The 25,370-nt window shown below is 54.6% G+C and carries 20 protein-coding genes; 5 read left to right on the forward strand and 15 right to left on the reverse strand.

Going from position 1 to position 25,370, the window contains the following annotated elements; all coding sequences use genetic code 11:
• Window positions 1-6: 6 nt before the first annotated feature.
• Both BLQ17_RS12650 and BLQ17_RS12655 read right to left on the reverse strand, forming a co-directional pair.
• A complete protein-coding gene (locus BLQ17_RS12650) occupies window positions 7-474 on the reverse strand; it encodes a CYTH domain-containing protein (RefSeq protein WP_092223398.1) in 468 nt (155 codons plus the stop codon).
• Window positions 475-493: 19 nt separating this feature from the next.
• Window positions 494-1,285 carry an EI24 domain-containing protein gene (locus BLQ17_RS12655; RefSeq protein WP_092223400.1) on the reverse strand — a complete coding sequence of 264 codons (792 nt, stop codon included), beginning with the start codon at window positions 1,283-1,285 and terminating at the stop codon, window positions 494-496.
• Between the two features lie 181 nt (window positions 1,286-1,466).
• On the opposite strand from BLQ17_RS12655, the gene radA reads away from it, so the two are divergent.
• Both radA and BLQ17_RS12665 read left to right on the forward strand, forming a co-directional pair.
• Window positions 1,467-2,831 carry a DNA repair protein RadA gene (radA, locus tag BLQ17_RS12660; protein ID WP_092223402.1) on the forward strand — a complete coding sequence of 455 codons (1,365 nt, stop codon included), beginning with the start codon at window positions 1,467-1,469 and terminating at the stop codon, window positions 2,829-2,831.
• 201 nt (window positions 2,832-3,032) lie between these two features.
• The gene (locus tag BLQ17_RS12665; protein WP_176761211.1) at window positions 3,033-4,307 is read left to right on the forward strand and encodes a cyclic nucleotide-binding domain-containing protein; all 1,275 of its coding nucleotides are present in this window, start codon (window positions 3,033-3,035) and stop codon (window positions 4,305-4,307) included.
• Between the two features lie 74 nt (window positions 4,308-4,381).
• Here the strand turns inward: BLQ17_RS12665 and BLQ17_RS12670 are convergent, their stop codons facing one another.
• The 6 genes from BLQ17_RS12670 to BLQ17_RS12695 form a co-directional block, all read right to left on the reverse strand.
• The gene (locus BLQ17_RS12670; protein ID WP_092223406.1) at window positions 4,382-5,851 is read right to left on the reverse strand and encodes a DegQ family serine endoprotease; all 1,470 of its coding nucleotides are present in this window, start codon (window positions 5,849-5,851) and stop codon (window positions 4,382-4,384) included.
• A 222-nt stretch (window positions 5,852-6,073) separates the two neighbouring features.
• Window positions 6,074-7,423: a class II 3-deoxy-7-phosphoheptulonate synthase gene (locus BLQ17_RS12675; protein WP_092223408.1), complete on the reverse strand. Its 1,350-nt coding sequence runs from the start codon at window positions 7,421-7,423 to the stop codon at window positions 6,074-6,076.
• A gap of 72 nt (window positions 7,424-7,495) precedes the next feature.
• The gene (locus BLQ17_RS12680; RefSeq protein WP_092223410.1) at window positions 7,496-8,038 is read right to left on the reverse strand and encodes a type I restriction enzyme HsdR N-terminal domain-containing protein; all 543 of its coding nucleotides are present in this window, start codon (window positions 8,036-8,038) and stop codon (window positions 7,496-7,498) included.
• Between the two features lie 169 nt (window positions 8,039-8,207).
• A complete protein-coding gene (locus tag BLQ17_RS12685) occupies window positions 8,208-9,551 on the reverse strand; it encodes a TrpB-like pyridoxal phosphate-dependent enzyme (protein ID WP_092223411.1) in 1,344 nt (447 codons plus the stop codon).
• A 223-nt stretch (window positions 9,552-9,774) separates the two neighbouring features.
• Window positions 9,775-12,498, reverse strand: coding sequence for an MlaD family protein (locus tag BLQ17_RS12690; RefSeq protein WP_092223413.1), 2,724 nt, complete (start codon window positions 12,496-12,498; stop codon window positions 9,775-9,777).
• Between the two features lie 26 nt (window positions 12,499-12,524).
• Window positions 12,525-13,823, reverse strand: coding sequence for a paraquat-inducible protein A (locus BLQ17_RS12695; protein WP_176761212.1), 1,299 nt, complete (start codon window positions 13,821-13,823; stop codon window positions 12,525-12,527).
• Window positions 13,824-13,979: 156 nt separating this feature from the next.
• On the opposite strand from BLQ17_RS12695, the gene BLQ17_RS12700 reads away from it, so the two are divergent.
• The 3 genes from BLQ17_RS12700 to mnmH are packed head-to-tail and all read left to right on the forward strand — an operon-like array spanning window position 13,980 to window position 16,743.
• The gene (locus tag BLQ17_RS12700; protein ID WP_092223417.1) at window positions 13,980-14,879 is read left to right on the forward strand and encodes a 50S ribosomal protein L11 methyltransferase; all 900 of its coding nucleotides are present in this window, start codon (window positions 13,980-13,982) and stop codon (window positions 14,877-14,879) included.
• A 46-nt stretch (window positions 14,880-14,925) separates the two neighbouring features.
• Entirely contained in the window at window positions 14,926-15,663 is a 738-nt protein-coding gene (locus tag BLQ17_RS12705) for a 16S rRNA (uracil(1498)-N(3))-methyltransferase (RefSeq protein WP_092223419.1), read from the forward strand.
• Window positions 15,664-15,675: 12 nt separating this feature from the next.
• Window positions 15,676-16,743, forward strand: a complete 1,068-nt coding sequence (gene mnmH, locus BLQ17_RS12710; protein WP_092223421.1) for a tRNA 2-selenouridine(34) synthase MnmH — start codon at window positions 15,676-15,678, stop codon at window positions 16,741-16,743.
• 73 nt (window positions 16,744-16,816) lie between these two features.
• Here mnmH and BLQ17_RS12715 read toward each other — a convergent pair whose 3' ends face one another.
• The 7 genes from BLQ17_RS12715 to BLQ17_RS12745 all read right to left on the reverse strand — a co-directional run bounded on the left by BLQ17_RS12715 (window position 16,817) and on the right by BLQ17_RS12745 (window position 25,140).
• Entirely contained in the window at window positions 16,817-17,572 is a 756-nt protein-coding gene (locus BLQ17_RS12715; RefSeq protein WP_092223423.1) for a tetratricopeptide repeat protein, read from the reverse strand.
• Entirely contained in the window at window positions 17,569-19,389 is a 1,821-nt protein-coding gene (locus tag BLQ17_RS12720) for a BatD family protein (protein WP_092223425.1), read from the reverse strand. The genes BLQ17_RS12715 and BLQ17_RS12720 overlap by 4 nt, the downstream gene beginning before the upstream one ends.
• The gene (locus tag BLQ17_RS12725) at window positions 19,389-21,335 is read right to left on the reverse strand and encodes a VWA domain-containing protein (protein WP_092223427.1); all 1,947 of its coding nucleotides are present in this window, start codon (window positions 21,333-21,335) and stop codon (window positions 19,389-19,391) included. Before BLQ17_RS12725 ends, BLQ17_RS12720 begins: the two co-directional genes overlap by 1 nt.
• An 18-nt stretch (window positions 21,336-21,353) precedes the next feature.
• Window positions 21,354-22,340 carry a vWA domain-containing protein gene (locus BLQ17_RS12730; protein ID WP_092223429.1) on the reverse strand — a complete coding sequence of 329 codons (987 nt, stop codon included), beginning with the start codon at window positions 22,338-22,340 and terminating at the stop codon, window positions 21,354-21,356.
• Window positions 22,337-23,035: a hypothetical protein gene (locus BLQ17_RS12735; RefSeq protein WP_092223431.1), complete on the reverse strand. Its 699-nt coding sequence runs from the start codon at window positions 23,033-23,035 to the stop codon at window positions 22,337-22,339. The genes BLQ17_RS12730 and BLQ17_RS12735 overlap by 4 nt, the downstream gene beginning before the upstream one ends.
• Window positions 23,032-23,943 (reverse strand): DUF58 domain-containing protein, encoded by a 912-nt coding sequence (locus BLQ17_RS12740; RefSeq protein ID WP_092223433.1) that lies wholly within the window; start codon window positions 23,941-23,943, stop codon window positions 23,032-23,034. Before BLQ17_RS12740 ends, BLQ17_RS12735 begins: the two co-directional genes overlap by 4 nt.
• Before the next feature lie 126 nt (window positions 23,944-24,069).
• Window positions 24,070-25,140 (reverse strand): AAA family ATPase, encoded by a 1,071-nt coding sequence (locus BLQ17_RS12745; protein WP_092223435.1) that lies wholly within the window; start codon window positions 25,138-25,140, stop codon window positions 24,070-24,072.
• Between the last annotated feature and the right edge of the window lie 230 nt (window positions 25,141-25,370).

Here is a 25,370-nt window from a genome sequence, read left to right on the forward strand (position 1 = left end):
GCGCCACTATTTCCAGCTTGAGTAGGGGCGACTGACCAGGCTGGCATTGTAATAGCGTGGATCGCCCGTTACTTCATCGCCTATCCAGTCCGGCAGGTCGAACTTCTGGCCGGGGTACTGCAATTCGATCTCGGCAAAGATAAGCCCGGCGTTTTCTCCCTTGAATTCGTCGATTTCCCAGGTGAAACCGCCATGGAAAACTTTATAGCGGGTCTTTTCGATAAGTGGTTTGCGGCAGAGTTTCATGAGCATCTCCCTGGCCTCTTCAAGGGGAATCCGGTATTCGAACTCCAGTCTCGATTCGCCGTCGCCAGCTCCTTTTATGGTGAGAAACCCTTCATCGCCTGCGATACGCACGCGGACGGTGTTGCCCCTTTCACCGCTGAGATAACCCTGGCGATAACTCTTGCCGGAGCCGAGCTGGCGCCAGTCGTCGTTTTTGGTGAGAAATTTTTTTTCGATTTCCTGTGGCATGATAGATTCCTCCCTGTTTTTAGGGTATCTGGTCGATTTTTTTTGCCAGCTCTATTTCCGAAAAGTTCAGGGTGGTGTGGACCGTAAGAACTGGAAACAGCAGGGCCATGGCGAAGACGTTGACAAAGGGGATCATGGAGACCAGGGCCGGCAGCACGCCCAGGCGAAAGGCGGGGCTGCTGTGGGTCCGCAGCCACTTGAGTTTTTTTGCCAGGGACCAGCGGCGTCTTGAGGCCGGGTAGTCGACAAACATCAGGGCCGAGTAGTAGGTGTAGAGTATAAATACCAGCGCCTGGCCGATTCCGGGGATAAAATTGACAAAGAGAGCTGCCAGGGTGACGACGACGCCGAAGGCGGCAATTTTGACGCCCTCGAAAATATCCCGTAACACCCCGGGAAGGTTGAACTCGGCGTCGGGGTCGAAGTGTTTTCCGGCGTGAAGTTTTTCCGCCGCCGCGCTCAAAAATGCGTATCCCGGAGTGGTCAGGGTGTAGGCGACCAGAAACGCAAGGTAAAATGCGAAGATTTTTGAGACGAGATGAAAGATCCAGCCGGCTGCGATCAATCCTTTTTGCTTTATCCACCCGGTGACGGTCGCAGTCTCCGCAGGTGGAGAAAATAAACTCGCGGTCAGCTGATTCATGAAATCGACCGTTAACAGATAGCCTATCCAGGTCAGGATACAGGTGAGAAAAATCAGCAAAAACGACCAGCCGAAGATTTTTTTGCGGCGAACCATGAGCGCCAATGTCCTTGACAGCGGGACCCATTGGACGGTTGGGGGGGTGGGTTTCGATTGTTGCCTTTCCATCTTGTTTGCTGTTATAACCTCTGTTGATAACTGTTGCTGTTTGTTATCCGGCAAATGGAGTTGGAGCACTATTGTGCAGCCAACAGAACACCGGATCTGGTACAAAGCTTAAATTATAGAGTTTTCTGTGCTTCTGTAAAGGGGTGCGGGATCTATTTTCAAATCTGAGTGTGCTTTTGTTATGAGTTTTCAGTCCAAGAAAAAGGATCGGCTCGTCTATTCGTGCAGGGAGTGCGGTTACCGGAGCTTGAAATGGCTGGGGCGCTGTCCGGAATGCGGGGAGTGGGAAAGTCTTGTCGAGGAGGCGGCCGACAGGAACCCGGCGTCCGGTGCGATCGCTTCCAGACCGGTCCCCCTGAACCTGGCACCGGACGGTGACGAAGAGCGGCTGGTTACAGGGTTAAAAGAGCTCGATCGGGTACTTGGCGGGGGGATCGTACCGGGTTCCGTGATCCTGATCGGCGGCGAACCGGGCATCGGCAAGTCTACGCTGATCCTTCACCTGCTCGAGTCGATAGCCAGAAACGACAGCACGGTTCTCTATGTGTCCGGTGAAGAATCGGCGCACCAGATCAAGATGAGGGCCCTGCGGCTGGGGACCATTTATCCGGGCGAATTTCTCGCAACGGAAAACAGGGTCGAACAGGTCATGGCGATGGCGCAGGAGATGCGTCCCGCGCTGTTGGCGGTGGATTCTGTTCAGACCCTGATCTGTGGCGATGTCGGTTCCTCTCCAGGCTCCGTGGTCCAGGTCAGGGAAAGCGCGTACCGGCTGATGGAGTTTGCCAAAAAGGAGAATATTCCGGTGGTCCTGGTCGGTCATGTGACCAAGGACGGAGCCATTGCCGGGCCAAAGGTCCTGGAACATATGGTTGATACGGTTCTCTATTTCGAGGGGGACAGGAATCATGTGTTCAGGATTCTGCGAACGGTAAAAAACCGGTTCGGTTCGACCAATGAGATCGGGGTTTTTGAAATGAAGGAAGAGGGGCTGGTGCAGGTTGTCAATCCTTCGGAAATTTTTCTCGCCGAACGCCCCCTTGACGAGCCGGGATCGGTGGTGGTGCCCAGTGTCGAGGGGAGCCGGCCTATTCTCGTGGAGGTGCAGGCCCTTGTCAGTCCGACCAACCTCGGCACGGCCCGGCGCACCGCAATCGGCGCGGATCCGCAGCGGCTGTCGCTGCTTTGCGCGGTACTTGAGAAAAAGGGTGGACTGGATATGTATGGAAACGATGTGTTTCTCAATATTGCCGGCGGCATCCGTATTGACGAACCGGCTCTTGACCTGGGGGTGGTCTGCGCCCTTGGTTCGAGTCTTTTGGAAAAACCGATACCATCCAATACCGTAGTTGTCGGTGAAATAGGCCTGGCCGGTGAAGTGAGGGCGGTTTCGCAGATGGACGTCCGGGTGAAGGAGGCTGAGCGTCTGGGGTTTGAGCGGGTCATCCTGCCCGCCTCGAACAAGGACCGTCTGACCTGGAGCCCGGATATGGAACTTGTGGGAGTGAACAGTCTGGCCCGGTTTATGGAAGTTGTTTTCCTGTAAAATACCCGGTAACGTAAAGAGCAGAAAACTTTAGAAAGGAGGAAACACCATGTCTGACAATCATCATGATCACCATGAGGAAGATAATTCGGTCAATGTCAAGGTCGGCCTGATTTTTGTTGCCGTCATTATCGCCATCACTTTCATAGGATTGATTAAATAGCGATGACCCCACGCCGGGGTGGTGAGACGGGTTCGTCTATGACCTATAGGGCTTCGGAGAGGGAAGTGGTTGTTGCCATGACCGACATGGCGCAATTTTCGCAGCTTTCTGCCGGGATGACTCCGGAGGAGATCAGGGATTTTCTCATCAGGTATCACAGCATCATATTTGACATCATAAGCCAGCAAGAGAGTCAGCCCGTCGAGGTGGAACCTTCGGCGGGAGACGGCAGCTTGATCATTTTTGATAAGAGGCCGGGGGAAGACCGCAGAGGGGTCTGCACCCGGGCTGTTCAGGCTGCTCTCAGGATGGCCGAGGCCATCTCCGCCGGAACGCTTGTGCCGACACGGATGGGGCTGTTTCTCGGTACCATGACAGAAGCGCTGATCGGGACGAAGATGGCCAAATTCGGCTCATGCTTTTCGATCGCCAACCGGATCGAGGGGCTGTGCGGTTATTTCGGCACTCATTTCCTGATGGATCGGGAGGTGGCAAAAAATCAGCAGGAAGAGCAGCGTCGTCTCGTTGACGTTGCCAAGGTCACTCTTGCCAGCGTTCCCCATCCTCTTCGCCTCTATACCGTCTATCGTCGCGGTATCCAGGGTATCCCGCAGAATACCGACGACAACGAGCTGCAGGGTCTTGTCCGGCGCAAAAATCAGGCGATGGGCTGCTTTAGCGGAAATCGTCGCGCCCAGAGAGAACCCGACTTCCCCAGAGCAAGGGAAGAGCTGCTCGAGGTCCAGCGCCGGTTCGAACGTGTCGTCGGACATCCCGACTTGGGGACGGAGTGTATTCTCGAGTATATCCGTGAACATCCTTTTCCCGAACCGCGGTTCAGGGCGCGTGGAATGAAACTTGGCGAGGGAAAACAAGACATCTCCAAGGCGCGTCTGTGCCACATGTCCTGTGGGTTGTTACGGGCCATTAATCCCGGCTACTATCGCGCCCTTGTGGAAGACACCACGTGGGAGCAGTATTTTCAGCTTGAGTGGATCAAAAAAGGGACGACCATCATTGAGATCGGTTCCCTGCCGGACGGGGTCTACTATCTGGAAAATGGCGTGGCGGAGATTTACAACGAGGATGCCATGCCCGTGGCGACGCTTGAGGCGGGCGCCATCTTCGGCGAGCTGGCCTATTTTGGCAAAGAGCGGAAGCGTACCGCGACGGTGAAGGCGAAAACCGACCTCGTGCTGAGGAAGATATCGACCGACGATTTTGAAAAACTGCCGGTCATCATGCTCATATTTGAGGAAATAGCCCGTCGGCGCCTGACCCTGGTCGCCGCCGACTGCCATGAACAATCGTGAAAGAGATGCCGGCCAGCCAACAGGGAGGAGGGAATTGGCTGGCCGGCAAGGTTTACCCAGGCGGGTTCTGCTTTTTATTTTGCCGACAGAACGACATAGCTCGAGTAACCCTTGATGCGAACCCTGAGAAGAATTTTATTGGTTTGTCCAGATTCTTTCAGGATGTTGTCGAGATCCTCGAAGGAACTGACCGGTTTCCTGTTGACTTCTTCAATCAGCACACCGGGATTGAGACCGGCAAGTGCCGCCGGGCTTTCCGGAGCAACGTCCGAGACGATGAGCCCTGATCCCGTTTCATAACCGAATTTTTCAGCCAGTTCGTCGGTGAGTTCCTGCACGGCCAGGCCGTATTTCTCCAGGCTGTTCTCGGAAGCGGGCACAGCAGAGTTCTGTGCCATGTCGGCCGGCTGTTCGCTGATGGTTACCTGGATTTTTTTCTCCCGTCCGTCGCGGATGATATGGAGCAGCACTTTGGTTCCCGGCTGCAGCATGGCAATCCTGTTGCGCAGGTCGGAGACATCAGCCAGTTTGTGGTTGTCGAGCCTGACGATCACATCTCCCTGCTGCAGACCGGCGGCACTGGCGGGTGAGTCGTCCTGTACCTGACTGACAAGGATGCCTCCTGCCTGTTTCAGGCCAAAAGATTCCGCAAGATCCTTGGTCACGTCCTGAATTGCCACCCCGAGCCAGCCCCTGGTGACTTTTCCGTGCTCCTGGAGCTGTTTTTCAATCGACTTGGCCATATTGATCGGAATGGCGAAACCGATCCCCATGTATCCTCCGGTCCGGGAAAAGAGTGCGGTGTTTATGCCGACAACCTCTCCGGCACCGTTGAGCAGCGGTCCGCCGCTGTTGCCCGGGTTGATGGCCGCATCGGTCTGGATAAAGTTTTCATATTCGTTGATTCCGATGCTGGAGCGTCCGGTGGCGCTTACCACCCCGACCGTTACCGTCTGGCTCAGCCCGAAGGGATTGCCGATCGCGATAACCCATTCACCGGCTTCCAGGGCTGCGGAATCGCCCAGCGGAAGAACCGGCAGGTTCTCCGGATCGTCAATCTTGATCAGGGCAACGTCGGTCTGGGGATCGGTACCTACCACCTTGGCTGTGAACTCCCGCTCGTCGGCAAGTGCTACCTTTATAACATCGGCCCCCGCCACTACATGATTATTGGTGAGGATGAAACCGTTTTTACTTATGATGAACCCCGACCCCTGTCCCCGCTGTTTGAACTCGCGTTGCTTGGGGAGTTGCTGGCGAAATTGAGGACCGAAAAACTGTTCGAAAAACGGATGGTTGAACATCTCATCAAGGCCTTGCAGTCCCTGGTAATTCCTGGTCGTGGTCTTTTCAACACGGATGTGTACCACCGCGGGCTTGGCTTTTTTTACTACGTTCACAAAAGCCTTGGAGTACCGTTCAAGAATCGCCGAATCCCCGTCGGTACTGCTGTTTGCCGCACCTATACCGGCGCCGAACACGAACAACGCGGTGACAACGATCAGCAGACCCCTGATGGTCCGCGGTGAATTGCTGGTTTTCATAATGTCATCTCCTATGGTTGGATGCTGTGGCCCGAAAAGAGTGGTTTTCGGCCAAATAAAAACAATTCAAGTGGTTGATAACAATTGTAAACGCGATGGTGGTCCCGTCAAGAAAGATTACTTAAATGTAATCCTGGCCTTACTATTTGTCGGACAAAAGAAAAGCGGCTGCCGGAAAAATTCCGGCAGCCGCTTTGGCGCAGGTGAAACAGCGGATTACGGTTACGAACGGATCATATCCGCGATCTGGAATGCTACCTCAAGACTCTGCTCCGCGTTGAGCCTGGGGTCACAGCTGGTCATGTAGTTGCTGGCCAACTCCTCGTCGACAATGTTATGGGCTCCGCCGGTACATTCGGTGACGTCGTTGCCGGTCATTTCCAGGTGGACGCCGCCGGGAACGGTTCCCTCGGACCAGTGGGTCTCGAAAAAGCAGGTGATTTCCGAGAGGATATCGTTGAAGTTCCTGGTCTTGTGGCCAGATTTTGCGGTATAGGTGTTGGCATGCATCGGGTCGCAGCTCCAGACGATCTTGAACCCCTCCTTTTTCATCTCCCTGAGCAACGGCGGCAGCACTTTTTCCACCTTTTTCATACCGAACCGGGTAATAAAGGTGAGCCTGCCCGCCTCGTTTTGCGGGTTGAGCTTTTCGACCAGCTTTTTCACTTCGTCCAGATCGTAGGTGGGGCCAAGTTTTACTCCGAGCGGATTATGTACCCCCCTCAGAAACTCAACGTGAGCGCCGTCGACCTGGCGGGTTCTCTCGCCAATCCACAGCATGTGGGCCGAACAGTCGTACCAGTTGTCGGTGATGTGGTCCTGCCTGGTGAGCGCTTCCTCATACTGGAGCAGCAGGGCCTCATGGGAGGTAAACAGCTGGGTCTGATTGATCTGCGGGGTGTCGGAGGAGATGCCGATGGTTTCCATGAACCTGATGGCCTGGCTTATCTGCTTTGCCAGACGGTCGTAACTTCTGCCCATGGGGGATTGGGTTACGAACTCCTGGTTCCATGCCTGGACGCGCTGCAGTGAACCGAATCCCCCGCGGGTGAAGGCGCGCAGCAGGTTCAGGGTCGAGGCCGCCATATTGTAGCCCCTCAGCATATATTTGGGATTGGGAATTCTGGCATCTTCGGTGAACTCGGAGCGGTTGACCATGTCGCCGCGATACGACGGCAGTTCGACTCCGTCTATGGTCTCGGTGTCGGAAGAGCGCGGCTTGGCAAACTGTCCTGCGATCCGGCCGACTTTCACCACCGGTTTTCCGCCGGCATACGTTAGGACAACGGCCATCTGCAGCAGCACTTTGAGGGTTTCCCTGATATTGGGTGCGGTAACCTGGCTGAAATTCTCCGAACAGTCGCCACCCTGGAGAAGGAAGGCATCTCCGGTGACCGCTTTTGCAAGTAATTGTTTCAACGATCTGATTTCCCCTGCAAAAACTAGAGGAGGCAGTACTGAAAGGTCATTGATGGCTTTCTCCACTGCAGCCTGGTCCGGCCAGTTCGGCTGCTGCAGAGCGGTGTAGTTTTTCCAGCTCGATTTTGTCCAGTTGGTAGGGTCAGAAGACATGATAATTCCTCAAACAAAAATGTTTATGACTGTTATCGGATCGGCTCACTGAAAAAAAGGGCGACCCGCAAACTAGAAACAACATCGCTCAACATCAAATGCGTTGAGAATCCGCAGCTCTCGTTCTCGTTGCTCTCCTTTTAACGGGGGAAGATATTCGACTTGATTGAGCAGGGTTTCAATGGTTTCACGACTGGGGATAGAGTGTAACCCATAACCGAGAATCTTACCAGTTCTAGTGTCCAAAAGTTCGGCATCCCGTCCGTTTGTGACCACCGCAAACGGGATCCTGTACTCCGGATTGAGCACTCTGGCGGCTGCCACCGCCGCTCGTTCCCGGCTGACCATGGAGCCGGGGCCATAGCGAACGATCAGGGTTTGTTTTTGATTACAGGTAATTGTGATCTCAATTGTCGAGGTGACGAAGGATCTGGTGAAGAGCGTTTCTATTTTCAGGCGGGGGGTGAGCTCTTCTCTACGATAGCCTTTTTCTTCCACCATCATTCTTTGCAACTCCTGGCGGATCCTTTCATCGTCGGTGTCGGTTAACTCTTCACCGGTGAGATAATCCTCCAGGGTGCCGTAGATCAGATGATGGGGCTTGGGGACTCGCATAGGCTTGTTGCAGCAATAATTTAAGGGATTGTACATCTAAAATAATTATCCGTTGCTGTTTTGCAAGCGGTCTCAACCCGGTGCGGCAGGTCGTTGTGAAAACACAAAAGGGTTCCGGACAGCTGCTTCCGGAACCCTTTTGAAGCCTTTGGCAGGCAGGAGTGTAAAATCAGATTTTCGGCAGGTTGGCCATCGATTTTAGAATCTCCTCTTCCGGATAGTCATAGTTATGCAGCTCGCCATTGTAGAAACGGTCGTAGGATCCCATGTCGATCAGTCCGTGGCCGGAAAAGTTGAACAGGATTGTCTTCGGCTCGTTAAGATCGCGGGTTGCTTCCACGATCGCCCCGCGGATGGCATGACAGGTTTCCGGTGCGGGAATGATACCTTCTGTTTTGGCAAAAAGTACGCCCGCTTCAAAGCATTCGAGCTGGTGAAGTTTCATCGGTTCCACCATTTTCTCCCTGACCATGGCGGAAACGATCGGTGCCATGCCGTGGTATCGGAGGCCGCCTGCATGAATTCCAGGGGGAATGAAGTCGTGGCCCAGGGTGTACATATACATAAGCGGCGTAGACTGGGCGACATCGCCGAAGTCGTACGCGAGTACGCCCGAGGTGATAGAGGGGCACGAGGCCGGTTCGGTGCCCACGAATCGTATTTTCTTGCCTTCGAGATAATCCGGCACATAGGGAACGGCGAGGCCGGCAAAGTTTGATCCGCCGCCGCAGCAGCCGATGATTACATCCGGGGTTTCGCCGGCGATCTCCATCTGTTTTTTGGCCTCTAGGCCGATTATGGATTGATGGAGAACGACGTGATTGAGCACCGAACCCAGTGCATATTTGGTGTCTTCACGGGTCGCCGCATCTTCAAGTGCCTCGGAGATGGCAATTCCCAGCGAGCCCGGAGTGTCGGGCATCTTCTCTAAAATCGAACGGCCGATATTGGTTTCATTGCTCGGGCTGGCCACCACCGTTCCGCCAAAAGTCTGCATGATCGACTTACGGTAGGGTTTCTGGTCGAAGGAAACCCGGACCATGTAGACCTTGCATTCGATGCCGAACTTTGACGTCGCAAACGACAGGGCGCTCCCCCACTGTCCTGCCCCGGTTTCGGTGGTAATACGCTTGACTCCCTCGATCTTGTTGTAGTAGGCCTGGGCCACCGCGCTGTTGGGCTTGTGTGAGCCGACCGGGGAAACGCCCTCGTTTTTGAAGAAGATTTTTGCTTTGGTACCCAGAGCCTTTTCCAGGTTGGTGGCGCGAACCAGAGGGGAGGGGCGCCAGATCTTGAGAATATCCAGAACTTCCTCGGGTATGTCGATCATGCGGTCGGTTGACATCTCCTGTTCGAGTATGCTCATGGGAAAAACCCGGCCAAGTTTTTCAGGGGTTATCGGCTGCTTGGTCTCAGGATCCAGCGGCGGCTGGAGTCCGCCCGGCAGATCGGGAACAACGTTGTACCATTGGGTGGGCATTTCATCGTCACGTAAGACTATTTTCTTTGTCATTTTTTCTCCTTAAAAGGTCTATTTCAGGGAATAGATAGGCAGTATGCACAAAATGAAATAGTTGTTTAACACAAATATGGAAAAGAGAGCAATATTACTTGACCATTTCTGCCATTGTTTTTTAAGGCCGGCAGCGTGGCGGTGGCAACCTTACGGGAAAAAGGAATGCACGGGCACCGCGTCATGCACAACGGCCCCGGCTGTTGATCAATCTGCGGACCGCTTATTTGGAGGATGCGGCGGGCAACTGCCTTGACTGTTCACGTTCAAGCACCACCACATCGGGGTTCCAGTCGAGCCACTTCTTGTCCATCTTGTCGTAAAGAGGGAAATGGTCGCCCGGGACCGCCGGCGGTCCTGTCTGTTCGTTGTCCGGTGTCGCCATTGCAACGCCTCCTTTTATGAGGGTTTTCATGGAGCCGGTAGAAAATTTGACGCCGGAGAAGATCCCTCCCTCGATCTTTGCTCCGCTCACGTTCCAGAATTTGGTGTTTTTCCTGACAACCGGGCGGTAGGGTTCGGCGATGGTAACAAACACATGAACTTTTTGAAAAGTGGGTGACAACTCGTAGCCGATGATGCGGCCGATCTCGACTTCCCGGTAATAGACCGGGGAGCCGATGCTCAACGAGCCCAGGTGAGGGGTCTCAAGAACGATGCCCAGTCCGTCCATATTGGCCAGAACCGTGTGCGGGACCTCTTGGGTAAGCGTAAATGTCCGCTCAAGGGGGCCGTCTCCGGGCAGCAGCGAGAGGTAGGGACCCGGTATCACCGTATCGATGTTCTTGATGCCGTCGAGACTGAATTCCGGTCCGGTAACCCAGATTCTGGTATTTTTCCGGAACAGTTCCCTGGTATTGTTTTTTATACGGGCGGTGGCGATGATTCCGGTCCTGTTTTCGTCAAGGGCAAGGGCGCTGACGTGACCTATCTTGACCCCCTTGTAGCGGACGGCCGCTCCCTCCCGCAATCCGCTGGTCCGGTCCATCGCCAAAGTGATGGTCATGTCGTCTGCTGAAAGTGCCTCGCTGTAGCTGGCAAACAGCGGATAGGGCGAAGCGGGTGGCAGAGGCGGCGCATCCTCGAGGTTGACGCAGCTGACCCCCCCGCTGACAATGGTCTGCAAAGATTCGGTGTTGAGCTCAATCCCGTCTAGCCCGGCCGAGAGGTTGACTCCGCTGGCGTTGAAGAATCTGGTCCTGGATCCGACGATGTCGCTGAATTCCCGGAATATCAGCCCTTCGAAAACTATTTCCCGGTGATTTCCGGTCAGCCGGAAACTTTTCAGCTCGCCGATCTTGATGTTTTTATACAGGATGGGATCTCCCACGGACAGGGAACCTGCCTGCTGAGCGAGGAGTCTGACCGTTTTGCCGGACCGCTGGAGGGTGGGGGCGGCCGCCACCGCCTCCCCGTAACTGTCCCAGAGTTGAAATTCAAACCCGTCGCCGGGAGGAAAATTTTTCTTTTTTTCAAGCTTGTCAGGGGTGGTAAAGCTAATTCCGCCGTTGATGACAGTCTGGAACGGACTGGTTGTAAGATGCACCCCCTGTTCCAGGTCGGCACTCACCTCAATGCCGGAACGGACCCAGAAGACGCTCTCGGTGCTCAGCAGGTGCAAATGTTCGCTATAGATAAAGATTGTCGTCGCCAGGCTGCGTCCCGAGCTGGCCACCTCGACCTGGATCACTTCGCCCACGGGAACGTTTTTGAAATAGACCTGTGAATTGGTGGTGATCCTGGAGGGCGCATTGGAGGTTAAGGTAAAGGTTTTTCCCGGCCGCAGCGGGATCTGGGGAGGAGGTTCAGGGAGGATCTTGAAATTATTCCTGAACTCGCCGTCCCCCGGCTGGAAGGTTATGTACGGGCCGGAGAGCAGAAGGCGCAGATTTTCAATGCCTTTTGGCGATATTTTCGGTCTGACCATCCAGAATTTAGTCGTTTCCCTCAGGATCATCTCCGCCCGCGGGTCAAGCAGAATGTGGGCGGTAACCTGCCAGGGGGCATCCTTGCTGATGGAAATTTCCTTGACGAATCCGGCCTCAAGCCCACGGTACATGACCTTGGTCACACCTTCGGAGATATTTTCGCCTGAGGACAGCGCAAGGGTCATGGGCAGGCCGTAGTTTGCCGATTCATAGTCGGTATAGAGACGATAGCTCTGGTTGTTGACAGCCGGGGGCGTGTGTTGCAGTGCCGGGGGCGTATAAAGCAGTATCCCGCCTTGCAGCAGAGACGCCAGGGACTCCATCTTCAACTTGAGATTCGGCAGCTTGCCGCTTATCTCAATGCCGCTTGCGTTGCAGAACCTGCTTTTTTCATGAACAAGGTGGGCAAATTCGGGTTCGATAAAAATTTTGATGAGGATCGAGCTGTCATTTTCCAGCTCGTAGCTCTTGACATTGCCTATCTCGATATTTTTGTAGTAGATCCCTGTGCCGATGCGAATTGAACCAAGTTTCTCGGCGCTGAGCAGTAGGTGAAGTCCGGGCGTGTCGGGGGGAATGGGGGGAGCGGAGGTTAATCCGACATATTCGCGCCTGGACTCGGTGGAGGAACCGAACTGTATGCCGATATAGCTTCCCGAAAGAATAGTATCCAGTCCTTCGATGGCACGTGCCGAAAGCCTTGGTCTGACCACCCAGAACTGGGTATCCTCCACAAGGTGGTCGGCGACGCTTCTGTCCATCTCCACAGTTGCCTCGATCCGTTTATTGGCAATATCCGGAGCGATATCTTTTACCAGGCCTACCTGCAGCCCCCTTGACATGACCTGGGTTTTGCCCGCCACGACACCGGTACCGTCCTCGAAGAATATGGTAATTTCCACCCCCGCATCCCGAAAAGAGGAGTAGAGCAGCCAGCTGCAGATGAAAAGGGCGATGGCGGGAAGTATCCAGATAGGAGAGATTGATCTGTGCTCAGTAATTACCGGTTCCTGATTCATCGGGTTGTGTATTTAAAGTTGTTGTTTTATTGCTGGTTGTTGCCGGCCGGTGTTATGGTGCATTGATCCCACATGATTCTCGGGTCGTAGGTGATAACGGCAAACATTGTGGCGGCAACCACCAGGCAGAAGTAGGTGGCTGCCGGTGCGGCATGGACAGAGGTGAAAAAGCCGAAATCAACGAGCACCGGAAGTAGCGCTATGACAAAGATATCGAGCATTGACCAGCGCCCGATAAAGTGAATGAATCTGTACAGTTTTGTCTTTTGCCGTAGCGGAGCCGCACTGCAGGGACTGGTCGAAAGCAGCAGGATCGCCAGGCCGATTACCTTGAAGACCGGAACGAGAATGGAGGCGGTAAAGATGATGAGACCAATGAAGTAGGAGCCGTCCTGGAAAAAGAAGATGATCCCGTCTATGATCGTCGATTTTTCCCGGATGCCGAGAAAACTGACTTCCATCATCGGCAGCAGGTTGGCGGGAAACATCAGGATTGCCGAGGTAGCCACCAGTGCCCAGGTGCGGGAGCGGGAGTTTTTCTTCCGCAGCTTCAGCTTGTCTCCGCACCGGGGGCATGAACGGTTTTCACCGGCGGCCCGGCTCAATCTGTTGCAGGTTTGGCACCGCAGCAGCCCCTGGTCGGCTGCAGTCCAGCATCGTTTGTCGTCGGTTGCCTGCAATGTCTCCGGGGCCCGCTGCCGGCATTTGAGTTGTTCTATCGATGACCAGAAAAAATATTTATCTATTGTCGTCGAAATTCCAAGGCTTATTATAACGAGTCCGGAAAAGCAGAATATCCCCGGGCGGTAGATAATATCGGCGGTGTCGACCATTTTAATGATAGTGATCATTATGCCAAGCAGGTATACTTCCACCATGGCCCACTCTTCAAGGTGGAGGTAGAGCTTGAAAAAATTGCCAAGGTACCGGAAACCGGTGTTTTTGTAGAGGCAGAAACTGACGGTGAGAATGGAGGTGAGCAGGAGCGCGGGGAAGATGGCCGCGGACAGCGCCACCATTGCGGTAACGAAATAGTAGCCGTTCTGGTACAGATTGATGACGGATTCAGCGAGATTGGCCGAGTCTTTGAAGCCGAAAGACTGAAAGGTGAGCAGCGGGAGCATGGTCGCCGGGAAAAACAGTAACAGCCCGACGATGGCAAGCGCCAGGGTTTTGCCGACTGAATTCGGTATTTTCCTGTTGAGAACCCGTCCGCAGCGGGGGCAGCTCGTTTTCTGACGATTGCCGATTTCTTTTATGGTGATCAGGAGATCGCAGTCAGGACATGAGGCGAGCTCCTGTTGTATGGCTGATGCTGAAGACAACGTAGATCCTTTGTGGGAGTGAATTCATCGTGAGACCTGCGGCGGGCTGTATGGTTGCCCGTATCTCTCATATATATCGGGAAAAAAAGAGTTTGTCATATGAAAAACAACGATCCGTTTTGTTTCGTTACAGGAAAAACAGGTAAAAGGTAGCGGATGGAAAAGAAACACTGGTTGAAAGTGACGGTAAAGGGGGATCCACTTCTGGCGGACCCTCTTTGCGATTTTGCTGTTGGAATTCTGGGAGCCGGGGTTGAGACCGGGGCGGTGGATGAGCCGGGGTACGGGATTGTTAACTGCTATCTGGAAGTGGATGATATCTCAAAAAAAACCGTCGATGGCGTGATCGGCACGATGGTGTCCCACCTTGAACAGCTGCAAGAACATTTCCGGCTCACCGGGGCAACGGTGGAGTGGGAAATACTGCAGGAAGAGGATTGGGGGAAGAACTGGAAAAAGCACTTTACCCCGTTTGAGATCATTCCAGGATTTGTTATCGCCCCCACCTGGGAAAGATATGATCGCAAACCTGGAGAGCTGGTGGTTGTCATGGACCCGGGAATGGCTTTTGGCACCGGCCATCATGCCACCACCACCCTGAGCCTCGGGCTGATCCGGGAGGTTGTAGCGGAGGGTACGGGCAAGAAGATCCTTGATGTGGGAACCGGTACCGGCGTTCTGGCGATGGGTGCACTGCTCTTTGACCAAAGTGCAACCGCCCTTGCCCTGGATAATGACCCCCAGGCGGTTGACGCCGCCCGCGAAAACGCCTCCCTTAACGGTCTCGCCGATCGCATGGAGGTTAGTCTTGCCCCTGTTGGTGACCTGGACAAGAGCTATGATGTGGTGGTGGCCAATATTGTCCATGACGTGCTGGTGGATATGGCGGACCACCTGGTTGGTGGCGTCGGGCCGGGAGGTGTCTTGATTCTGTCTGGTATTCTTGTCGGCGAACAGCTCGCGAATATCGTCAGGGTTTTTACCGCAAAGGGGCTTGAAAAAATCAAGGTCGCCGAAAAAGACGAGTGGGCGGCGGTATGTTTTGCAAGGGCTTGACGGAAAAGGAGAAAGCTGGGATGGAAATCGGTACGGGGCTGGGTTTATGAGACGATTTTTTTTTGATCCCGAACAGAGGTGTGGGGATATTGTGACGCTTTCGGCCCAGGAGTCGAAACACCTGATCAGGGTGCTGCGTCTCAAAGAGGGAACCGAGGTGGAGCTGCTTGACGGCCTGGGCAATGTGTTTAGTGGGGTCACTGTTGTCGGCAACAAGGATGTACAGGTTGAAATCACAGGGGTTTGTCCGCCGTCGTCCGGGCCTTCCGGCAATCTTTGCGTATGGCAGGCGGTGTTGAAAGGAGAGAAAATGGACACCGTTGTGCAGAAATGTACCGAACTTGGCGTGGTCGCCGTCTATCCCTACTGGGCTGAACGGTGCCAGGGCCGGCTTGACCAGCAGATGGCCGCGAAAAAGCTCAGCCGGTGGCAGCGGATCAGTCTTGCAGCATGTAAACAGTGTTTCAGGAGGGAACCGATGATCATCGAGCGGCCGGCCCCTGCCGACGAACTGTTTGCCAAAAGAGAGCGGGTTGAAAACGGGTTGTCGCTATTGTTCTGGGAAGAAGAGAAAGAGGTGCACCTCCGTGACGTCAAGGGGATAGCAGACGCCCCGGCCATTGACCTGATGCTGGGGCCGGAGGGAGGTCTGTCGGAAAATGAAGTTGGTGCGGCGGTAAATAACGGCTGGCAGACGGTGGGTCTTGGGGAAAGGATACTGAGAGCGGAAACCGCCACCCTCACCGCTGTTTCAATTGTTCAGTATCTGTCGGGCCGATTGTAACGAGTAGCAATTATGTCACAAATTGAAATGGATAACACCATATCGCGCAAGACCATACTTGATAAAGAAACAAGTACCGTAACCTGGAATGAGGCGGCAGGACAGTGTGTTGTGGTCGATGTACGCTCTATGGCCGAATACCGGCAGGGGACCATGGTCGGGGCGGTAAACATTGCACTTTTTGATGAGGTAGAACGGAGTGAGGTCGGCACCATCTACCATCACGGCGGCCAGGAACGTGCGATCGAAAAGGGGTTTGCCCTGGTCAGGAACAAACTTGATTTCCTGCTCAAGGATTTTGAGGTTTACCGTGAAAGGAAAATAGCGGTTTTTTGTGCCAGGGGCGGAATGCGCTCCAGGTCCGTTGTCAATCTTCTGCGTCAGTCGGGCTACGATGCCGTCCAGATCGTGGGCGGATACAAACGCTACCGCAGCGACACTCTGGCACTGGTTGGGAATTTTTCGCCGAAGCTGATCGTGATCCACGGTCTGACAGGAACGGGAAAGACCAGGATTTTGCACCGGCTGCCTGAAAAACAGAGCATCGACCTGGAGGAGCTGGCCCGCCACCGCAGCTCCCTGTTCGGCGGACTGGATCGGCGGCCGGCCAACCAGCGAACCTTTGAAAGCATGCTTGCAGAAACCATCGGACAACTGGGGGATGAACCCTATTTCATCGAGGGTGAAAGCCGGAAAATCGGGCAGGTATTTATCCCCAGGCAACTGGCGCTGGCCATGAAAAAGGCGGTGCTGGTCAACGTCTCATGCAGTTTGGAAAAAAGGATTGCGAGGATCATTTCCGACTATCCGGTGAAAGATGATGAGGTTCTTGGGAAAATGGTCGGTATTCTCAAGTCGTTGAAGCAGAAAATGGGCGCGGCAAAAGTTGCCCGGATGTGCGACCTGCTTAAGGACAGAAACCTGGAGGAACTGGTGAGAATCCTGCTCGTCGACTATTACGACAAGAGATACGCACGAAGTATGCGCAACTACCGGTTTGATCTCGAAATCTCTTCGGAGAGCATCGGGGATGCGGCAACCGAACTGATCAAGTTTCGGCAGAGTTTGCAGAGCAGGTGAAAACTGTCGCGTAAAGACCGCCGAATTGGCCGGCGCTTTTATGAAACTTCCGTGTTGTCATGAAATATTCGGGTTAGAAAATTTTTTCTATCTGGTCGGTCGGAATCCACCCTTTTCTGCCGGTCTTGTCCATGACGTAGGTAAATACCTGGTGGGTTTTGCCCGGGTATACCAGCCGTCCCTCCCGGATCGTTCCGACTGGGGTTGCGTTATCAAACGGCGAAATCAGAAGCTTGGCGGCGGGGGAAATCACTACCGCGTACTTTGTTTGCTGCCGCTGGAAAAAGACGCCCGCGACTCCCAGGGCCAGAACAACAAGGCAGGCAACACCGGTAACCAGGATCACCGGCCTGGAAAACCTGATTTTTACCGCCATCACGACAAAGAGGGTGAACAGCCCGAAGACCAGCAGGATCAACAGGGCCCACCGGTCAAGGGATAATCTGGTCAGGACTTTCTCCTTGATCGAGGGGGCCTGCCGGAACAGCCCGTTTTCTTTTTTAATCTTTTCAAGGTTGCCGCCAATATCGAAATCGGATGGGGCCAGGACCTTGGTGCGCTCGTAATTGACGATGGCCTTGCCCGTCATACCTGCCTGGGCGTAGCTGTTGGCGAGGTTGTAGAGGACCGCCGCCGAATATCCGGAACGGTTCACAATCTCCTCGTACAGGTCGATCGCCCGGCGGTAACTGCCCTGGCTATACGCCCTGTTTGCCTGCTCGAACAGATCCCGGTCGGAGGCCGGGGAAGCCGTGTCCGCAGCAAATGCGGTTAAAACAGAGGTGCCAATAACAACCAGCAGCAGTGGTAAGTGTATCAAACGGATCATTTAAACGTTTCCAGTTCTTTTTTCAGTTGGTGCAAAAGTCTCTCCATCTCATCTGCCGATAGAGAGGTGCCTGCATAAAGAGCGGTTTGGGCCAGAGTAAAGATTTTGCTGAGTTCCGAATCCTTGCCGACCATCTGCTCAATGTCGCCGGTGCTGATTGCGTGGGGTTGCAGCCGGAACCTGCGGCCAAGCTGATTCTGGATAGCTGTGCGGCAGGCCAGGAGAAACTGCTGCGACTGGTGCTCGCTCAGCGCTTGCTGCGCTGCGTCGAGATCCTTGGCCAACAGGGTGTTTCGTTCCTGCTGCTCCTTGAGTAGCGGATTGCGCCGATATTTGCGCTGTCGCAACAGGAACGTCCCGGCCCCAAGACAGGTTATGGCCATGGCGGCAAGCGTGCCGAGATACCAGCTCTTGCGGTAGAGCGGTTCATATGTTGGCGTGAGGGTGCCGAGTTCCAGATGCAACGGAGCAAGCCGGTCGATGACCGTCGGCTGCTGCGCCGTTTTCTTTTGCACCTTGGCCGGAGCTGTTGTCTCTCCCGGTTGAAAAACGGTGCCGGTGGTTGATATCGTAAGCGGGATCGGAGTGCTGGTTTTGGTGATATATTTTTTCAGCGCCGGATCGAAGTAGCTGAAATTCAGCGGCGGAATCTCTGTTATATCCGAATTCTTGACGATTACGGCCTGTTCAAATATTTTCTCATGTCCGTCCTGTTGTTGCCCCCTGTTCGGAGCAACCTCGGTGGGTGAGTAGGTTTTCCACGAGGTGTTGTCCCGCAGCCGGGGCGGTTCAATCCGGTCAAAATTGCCGCTGCCCGAGATTCTGGTGACCAGGGTGATCGGTTCCCCCGGTTCGATCTCGACGGGACTGGCGCTAACAGCAAGATCAAAACTGCCGATGGCCCCGGAGTAATTTTCGGGTTTTCCCTTAGCCGGCAGCGGGGCGACATCAAAAGTCAGTTCCGGACTGGAAATGGTAAACGGCTTGCTCCTGTAGCCGCCAAAAATGTCGTTGAAAAAAGAGTCGTCAAAAAATACCGATCCAAAAGATGACAAAGGGGATCGCTCCTGCCTGTCCAGGGGAACCAGCAGCGATCCGTCGAGACGGAACCTGATTTTATGAAGGCCCGTCTTGATGCCGGTAAGCGTCGTGTTCCAGGAAATAACATGGTAACTCCGGCCGTTACGGTTCTCCTGGGTCTGTGCGGGGGTTGCCGAGAGAGGTTCCATGACCACACCGTCCCCTTCAAGTATCGGGAGCGAGCTGATATCAGTTTTGTATTGCCGGTTAAGATAGATATTCAACGTGATCGGCACGACCTCGCCGAGGTATTGGCTTCCGGTTTTTGATACCGTGATAAAGGCGACATCCTGCAACCCGCTGTCAGCTGCGGACCGGTCACTGTCTCGCTGCTGGCCAGGACCCGTAACTGTGAAGGTAATCGGCTGGGTCGCTGCCGATTCTTTGCCGACAACTACGTTGATCGGCGGGATCGTATATTTCCCGGGATTCAGGGCTTCCACCAGAAAACTCTGGGAGCTCGAAAAGGAGATGTTGCCGTTTACCATGTTGAACCGGCTCGATTTGTCTCGCTGGTGAAAACGTATATCGGGGATTTCAGGCAGGTCAATATCTCCCCCCCTGCTCTCCCCGGTCACGGTGACGGTCAGCATGGCGCCCCGATCTATGGGAAAGGAGGTGTGACTCAGAGATGCATCTACGGTAAGGGCTGCAAACGACGCTACACAAGAGCCGAAAATCACTGCTATAATCGCAAGAGGTGTCAGTTGGTTAGCATGCAAAATCAGTTTTTTCATTACCAGTCTTTACCCTGTTGGTCATCCCGCATGCTGTTTTCTGCCGGGACAAAGTTGAGTTCGCCCTCTTCGTGTTTTAGGCTTTTAAGAAGTTGTTGCGCTTCTGTTTTGGTCATTTTACCTTCCTTGCGGCGCGTTGTATCCTGGCGGGACTGCACCGCCTCTTCTTTTTTTCCGTTATCTCCGGTTGTCCCTTCCGGGGCGGTACCACCGGCTGCCATGTCGTTCTGCCTGTTCTGGTAATCGGCGGGGTTGTCGCGGGCTGCCTGCTTCTCCTGGTTTTCGGTCGCAGGCCGGTTGTTTTCACCTGAACCATCAGAACCGTTTTCCGGCCGGTGCTGCTGTTGTTTTTGTCCGGCATCCTGGCGGCCCGTCTTGCCGTCGCGCTGGTCTTTGCCGTTGCCGTTTTGTTGTTGCTGATTGTTTTGCTGCTGCTCTTTTTGCAGTTTCTCAAGACGTTTTTTAACGAACTCGAGGTTGCTCTTTGTCCTGGAGTCATCCGGGTCGAGCTTGAGGGCGGCGGTAAAATCGTCAACCGCCTGACTCCACAGACCGATGGTGGCCTGCGGTTCTGTCTTCTCTGTCTCTGCGCCTTTGCGGTAATAGGCGTTGCCCCTGTTGTAATAGGCTTTTTGCTGAATAGTGAGATCATCGCCGATCAGGGCCTTGCCAAAGCCTTCTATGGCGTCGTCGTACATGTTGTTTTGGTAGGCGCTTGTTGCAAAATTATAGTTAAGCAGCGGATTATCTGGGGCTTTTTTTAGCCGTCCCAGGTAGTACTGGGAGGCCTCAAGGTAGTCGCCGCGCAGGTACGCCTCTTCTCCTTTTGACCCGTAGGCTTTGGGGCCGGAAAAGAGGGTGGCAAAAGCGATGATGACAATGAGTGAACCGTTTGCCCTGAATCTTTTCCGGAAGATTTTGCTTTTCAGGCCGGTGAGCAGCGGAAACCGCATTCTGTTTCTTGTCTCTCCCACCAGCATCTCGAGGATGAAAAAGATGAGGGCTGCGGCCAGGGGATACTGAAATCGCTCCAGGGGAACCTTGTGGCGCCGCTCCTGCAACTCTTCCTTGGGGATAAGCGCCAGTCTCTGGGCGTAGATCGTCGCAAGCCCTTCCCCCGTCTTGCCCAGCCGGGCATAGATACCGCCAGTGTTTTCGGCGATTGCGGTAAGCATGGTTTCGTCAAGACGCGAGCGGATAAAGTTGCCGTCTTGGTCCTTGGCAAAGCCGCTTTCCCCGTTGCCCAGCGGGATCAGTTCCCCGGCGCTGGTGCCGACTCCCACGGTATAGACGGTAACGCCCTGTCGTTTTGCTTCTTTTGCGGCAAAAACGGCGTCCCCTTCCAAATTCTCCCCGTCGGTCAGGATAATGAGGATCTTGTGGTTGGCGTCATTGTTGAGAACCTCGATGCCCTTGTCGATGACCGCGCCGATGTTGGTACCGCTCTTTGGGATCAGGTCGGTGCTAACAACGTTGAGAGACTGCTCAAAAGCATCGTAATCCAGGGTGAGGGGGCACATCAGGTATGCCGAACCGGCGAAGGGAAGGAGCCCTACGCGGTCTCCTTCAAGCTGCTGGCTGAAATCGAGTATTGCAAGTTGCGCTCGTTTCAACCGATTGGGACGGATGTCTTCGGCGAGCATGCTCTTTGACGTGTCCAGGGCAAAGAGCAAGTCGATTCCCTTGCGTTTGACCTCCACCCATCTGTAGCCGTACTGGGGCCTGGCAAGGGCGGCAAAACAGCAGAAAAGCGCCGCGACAAGAAGCGTGTTCTTGCAGAACCGTTTGCGGGAGGAGACGTTTCTGGTGAGCTGGGCAAGCAGCCCCTTGGCGGCGAATCTGGCGAGGGCTTCTTCTTTCTTTTTCCGCGTCGAACGGAAAAACAGGGCCAGTGCCAGACATACGCCGATTCCTGCGAGTAGCCAGAGCGGCTGGGCGAAAGTCATGGTCTTGTTCTCCTTCTGTTACGGGACCCTTTTCCTGGCCTGGTAAAGTTCAACGGAAAAGAGCAAAAAGACCCCGAAAAGCAAATATGGAAACAGTTCCCGGTAATTTTCGAAATTTTTGATATTTCTGGTGGTCGTTTCCATAGTATTGATGTCGTGATAAATCTTTTCAAGAGACTGGGTGTCTGTTGCCCGGAAATAGAGGGCGCCGGTCATTTCGGCCACCTCCTTGAGTGTTTTTTCATCGATATCCACCTTTGCCTTTACCAGCCGCCTTCTGCCGAAGCTGTCGGTGGCCGGCATGGGGGCCTCGCCGCGGCTCCCCGCCCCGATGGTGTAGACCTTGATTCCCAATGTCTCCGCGGCTTCTGCCGCAATACGCGGGGGAATGCGGCCGCTGTTGTTGATTCCGTCGGTGAGCAGGATCAGGATCTTCGATTTGGCCTTTCTTGCTTGCAGCCGGTTTATCCCGCTGCCGATTGCCGAACCTATGGCGGTACCGTCCTCGATCATTCCGATTTCAAGGGAGTTGAGCCTTTTTTTAAGCCAGTCGTGATCGAGGGTGAGCGGGCTCACAAGGTAGGGCCGGCCGCTGAAGGCCACAAGGCCTATCCGGTCGTTCGGCCGCTGGCCGATGAACTCCTCGACCACCTTCAGCACCACCTGGAGCCGGTTTACCCTCTTGCCGTCGAGGGTGAAATCCATGGCCTGCATTGAGCTCGACACATCGACCGCCAGGAGAATATCGATGCCGCTTGCCTTAATCTCGGTGGTGCTGGTCCCGAGCTGTGGTCTTGCCAGCGCAGCAATGAGCAGGGCGAGGGTCGCCATACGCAGCACAACGGCGAACCTGCCCACCTTTGCCTTTTTCTTTTCGCCAAGGGCTCCGGCAAGCGACAGTGATGAGAACAGCAGTGCCGGAGCAGCCCCCCGGCCGGCCCGCAGCAAGCCTACAAGGGGCAGCAGCGCCAGAAGCCAGAGAAATTCGGGATGGACAAGCCTCATGCTCCGCCTCCCCGGGTAGCTTTTGCGGTTTTAGTGGAGGTGCCATGGCTTGCCGGTCTTGTGGCGGTGATGAAGCCGGAAACCGCTTCTTCCATGGCACCCAGTCGTGCCCGGTCCGGGATACTGTGAGCAAATTTTGCCAGGTCGGCCTGCTCCAGGCAGCGCTGCAGCTCATCCCGGTAATTCTGCAGTTCCCCGTCTCCGGCAAGCCGCCGGCTGTTGAGAAATTCACTTGTGGTCTGCCTGGTTGAGGAAATCGCGAACCGGGACTCTATATAGCATCTCAGAATCTGGGCGGCGCGTTCCATATAGTCCCTGGCGGTTTCCGGCTTAAGAAGTCTTCTGGCTTCATCAAGCTCGGCAAGAGCCGTCTCCCAGGGCGCGGGAGGTGGCAGCACCGGAGTTTTTCTTCTTTTCAGGTAGAAGTAGAGCGCGGCGCAGCAGGCAGCGGCCAGCAGAACCAGAAGAAACGGGACGAGGGAGGCTGACGGGTCCGTTATCGGCACCGGGCCGTAAATATCGAGCAGGTCCTCCCCGGCGGCGACCGCAGCCTGGTCCGGTCCCGACTGGAGCGGCACGGCCAGGTGACCGCTCCTGGGCAGCACCGGCTGTGCTTCCCCTGGCGTCGCGCCGGCCCCCTTGAGGCCGAGCAGCAGCTGTACGCACACCGCGACTATTATGACGGCCGCTTTCATGACATCCTCTGCTGGCGGCTGGAGAAAAAATTGAGCAGCGGCGGCAGGTATGACCGGTCGGTTATCAGTTCCAGCAGATCCATGCCGGTTGACCTGAGAGTCTTGTGCAGTTGCGCTCGTCTGCGTACGGCAAGCGCTTTGTAGTTGTCTCTCACCTCTTTGTCAGAGGTGTCCAGCTCAATCTGTCCGCCGCTCTCCGCGTCTTCCAGGGTTATCAGGCCGATGTCGGGCAGTTCGAATTCCCGGGGGTCCGACACGATCAGGCCGATCAGGTCGTGGCGGTTGCTGCTCACCTGGAGCTTGGGCCGGAGTGCCCTGAGTTCCAGGTCGAAATCACCGGTCAGACAGAAATCGGAGATCACGAAGGCGACACATTTTCGTTTGACGACCGAGTTGGTGAAATCAAGGGCGGCTCTTATGTCGGTGTTCTTGCCCCGTGGCATGAAATAGAGTATTTCGCGGATGATTCTGAGAATGTGGCTGCGGCCTTTTTTGGGCGGGATATAGAGTTCTATGAAGTCGGTAAACAGCACCAGGCCTACCTTGTCGTTGTTTTTTACTGCCGAAAAAGCGAGAACCGAGCCGAGTTCGGCCATGAGTTCGCGTTTTGATCCTCCGGCCGAACCAAATTCCCCGGAAGCGCTGATGTCGATCATCAGCATTATCGTCAGCTCCCGCTCCTCGGTAAACTTCTTGATATGGGGGATGCCGGTTCGGGCGGTAACGTTCCAGTCGATTGTTCTTATGTCGTCTCCCGGCACGTATTCCCGGACCTCGTCAAAGTTCATTCCCCGCCCCTTGAAAACGGACTGGTAGCTTCCCGCGAGGCTGTCGTTTACCAACCGGTTGGTCCGAACTTCAATCTGGCGGACTTTTTGCAAAATTTCTTTTGTGAGCTGGCTATCCATTGTCTGCGTATCCTCTTTCCCTCAATATTCCCTGCTGCCTCAAGCTCCGACCGGTCTCCGGTTTTACCGGTTGGTGGGTGAGCTGTCAGTGTGCAACCACTTGAAACATAAGGAAAAACAGTGAAATCAGGGCACCGGGACGGTGTCGAGGATTTTTCTGATAATGTCTTCGCTGGAAATACCTTCCGCTTCGGCTTCGTAACTGATTCGCAGCCTGTGGCGCATGACGTCGGCTACGGCACCTTTGACGTCATCCGGGGTTACATACCCCCGGCCGCTGAGAAACGCAAGGCACCGCGAAACCGCCTTGAGGCTGATGGTGGCCCTGGGCGAGGCTCCGGTCTCGATGTAACCCCTGATGTCGAGCTGAAAAATTTCCGGCTCCCTGGTGGCATGCACCAGGGAAACGATATAGTCCCTTATCTTCTCGTCCATGTAGATGGTGTTGCATACCTCGCGGGATTGGAGAATGTCTTTGGGATCACAGACCGGTGCGACCTGTATTTCCGAATCCGCCTGGTCGTAGCTGTCGAGAATCATCCGCTCTTGTTCCCGGCTCGGATAGCCGACGATAACCTTGAGCATGAATCGGTCGACCTGGGCTTCCGGTAAAGGGTAGGTTCCCTCCTGCTCGATAGGGTTCTGGGTGGCCATAACGAGAAACAGCTCGGGCAGCGTAAAACTTTCGTCTCCGATGGTCACCTGGCGCTCCTGCATCGCTTCAAGAAGTGCCGACTGTACCTTTGCCGGGGCCCGGTTAATTTCGTCGGCCAGTATGATGGAAGAAAAGATCGGCCCCTTTTTCACCTCGAAACCGGTTTCCCGCGGATTGTAAATCTGGGTTCCGATAATATCGGCGGGGAGCATGTCCGGGGTGAACTGGATACGCTTGAAATCGGTCTGGATCACTTTGGCAAGGGTCTTGACGGCAAGGGTCTTGGCCAGGCCCGGCAACCCCTCCAGCAGCAGATGACCTCCGGTGATCAGGCTGACCAGGAGCCTCTCTATCAGGTGATCCTGGCCGATGATGACTTTTGCAAGTTCATATTTCAGGGGGGCGATCCAGGCGGAGGATTCCTTGACGATACCGTTGATCTTCTGGATGGCGCTGTATACGTCCTCCGGTTGCCGGCCCGGTGTTGTTCCCGGAAAACGGGAGATCTCCCCGACGACTGGAGCTGTGTCGATCTCTTTCATGCTGTTTCCTCAATCATGCTGATAAGTAAGGTTAAATCTTGTATAGTATGAGATGCAGGAGATTATATCCATCGATCATTACCCGAATCTTTCATGAACATTACAATGTTGTAATGTTCATGAAAGACTGCCCTGTTTATGGCAAGAGTTGCGTCCGCACCGCCGGAAAAAGTGTCTACGGCCGCGGCGGCACAGTCTGGAAACGATGTTTTACCGGCTGCTAACTGATA

This window comes from Desulforhopalus singaporensis (genome assembly GCF_900104445.1).
Classification (GTDB): domain Bacteria; phylum Desulfobacterota; class Desulfobulbia; order Desulfobulbales; family Desulfocapsaceae; genus Desulforhopalus_A; species Desulforhopalus_A singaporensis.

Bases quoted from the DNA above. Each gene is read 5' to 3' on its own strand.
- BLQ17_RS12680 (WP_092223410.1), bottom strand. From the start codon at position 8,038: ATGCGAGTCCCCAAGCCCCATCATCTGATCTACGGCACCCTGGAGGAT.
- BLQ17_RS12650 (WP_092223398.1), bottom strand. From the start codon at position 474: ATGCCACAGGAAATCGAAAAAAAATTTCTCACCAAAAACGACGACTGG.
- BLQ17_RS12665 (WP_176761211.1), top strand. From the start codon at position 3,033: ATGACCTATAGGGCTTCGGAGAGGGAAGTGGTTGTTGCCATGACCGAC.
- mnmH (WP_092223421.1), top strand. From the start codon at position 15,676: ATGTCACAAATTGAAATGGATAACACCATATCGCGCAAGACCATACTT.
- BLQ17_RS12740 (WP_092223433.1), bottom strand. From the start codon at position 23,943: ATGGATAGCCAGCTCACAAAAGAAATTTTGCAAAAAGTCCGCCAGATT.
- BLQ17_RS12705 (WP_092223419.1), top strand. From the start codon at position 14,926: ATGAGACGATTTTTTTTTGATCCCGAACAGAGGTGTGGGGATATTGTG.
- BLQ17_RS12720 (WP_092223425.1), bottom strand. From the start codon at position 19,389: ATGAAAAAACTGATTTTGCATGCTAACCAACTGACACCTCTTGCGATT.
- BLQ17_RS12725 (WP_092223427.1), bottom strand. From the start codon at position 21,335: ATGACTTTCGCCCAGCCGCTCTGGCTACTCGCAGGAATCGGCGTATGT.
- BLQ17_RS12715 (WP_092223423.1), bottom strand. From the start codon at position 17,572: ATGATCCGTTTGATACACTTACCACTGCTGCTGGTTGTTATTGGCACC.
- BLQ17_RS12745 (WP_092223435.1), bottom strand. From the start codon at position 25,140: ATGAAAGAGATCGACACAGCTCCAGTCGTCGGGGAGATCTCCCGTTTT.
- BLQ17_RS12735 (WP_092223431.1), bottom strand. From the start codon at position 23,035: ATGAAAGCGGCCGTCATAATAGTCGCGGTGTGCGTACAGCTGCTGCTC.
- BLQ17_RS12675 (WP_092223408.1), bottom strand. From the start codon at position 7,423: ATGTCTTCTGACCCTACCAACTGGACAAAATCGAGCTGGAAAAACTAC.
- radA (WP_092223402.1), top strand. From the start codon at position 1,467: ATGAGTTTTCAGTCCAAGAAAAAGGATCGGCTCGTCTATTCGTGCAGG.
- BLQ17_RS12685 (WP_092223411.1), bottom strand. From the start codon at position 9,551: ATGACAAAGAAAATAGTCTTACGTGACGATGAAATGCCCACCCAATGG.
- BLQ17_RS12670 (WP_092223406.1), bottom strand. From the start codon at position 5,851: ATGAAAACCAGCAATTCACCGCGGACCATCAGGGGTCTGCTGATCGTT.
- BLQ17_RS12700 (WP_092223417.1), top strand. From the start codon at position 13,980: ATGGAAAAGAAACACTGGTTGAAAGTGACGGTAAAGGGGGATCCACTT.
- BLQ17_RS12655 (WP_092223400.1), bottom strand. From the start codon at position 1,285: ATGGAAAGGCAACAATCGAAACCCACCCCCCCAACCGTCCAATGGGTC.
- BLQ17_RS12690 (WP_092223413.1), bottom strand. From the start codon at position 12,498: ATGAATCAGGAACCGGTAATTACTGAGCACAGATCAATCTCTCCTATC.
- BLQ17_RS12730 (WP_092223429.1), bottom strand. From the start codon at position 22,340: ATGAGGCTTGTCCATCCCGAATTTCTCTGGCTTCTGGCGCTGCTGCCC.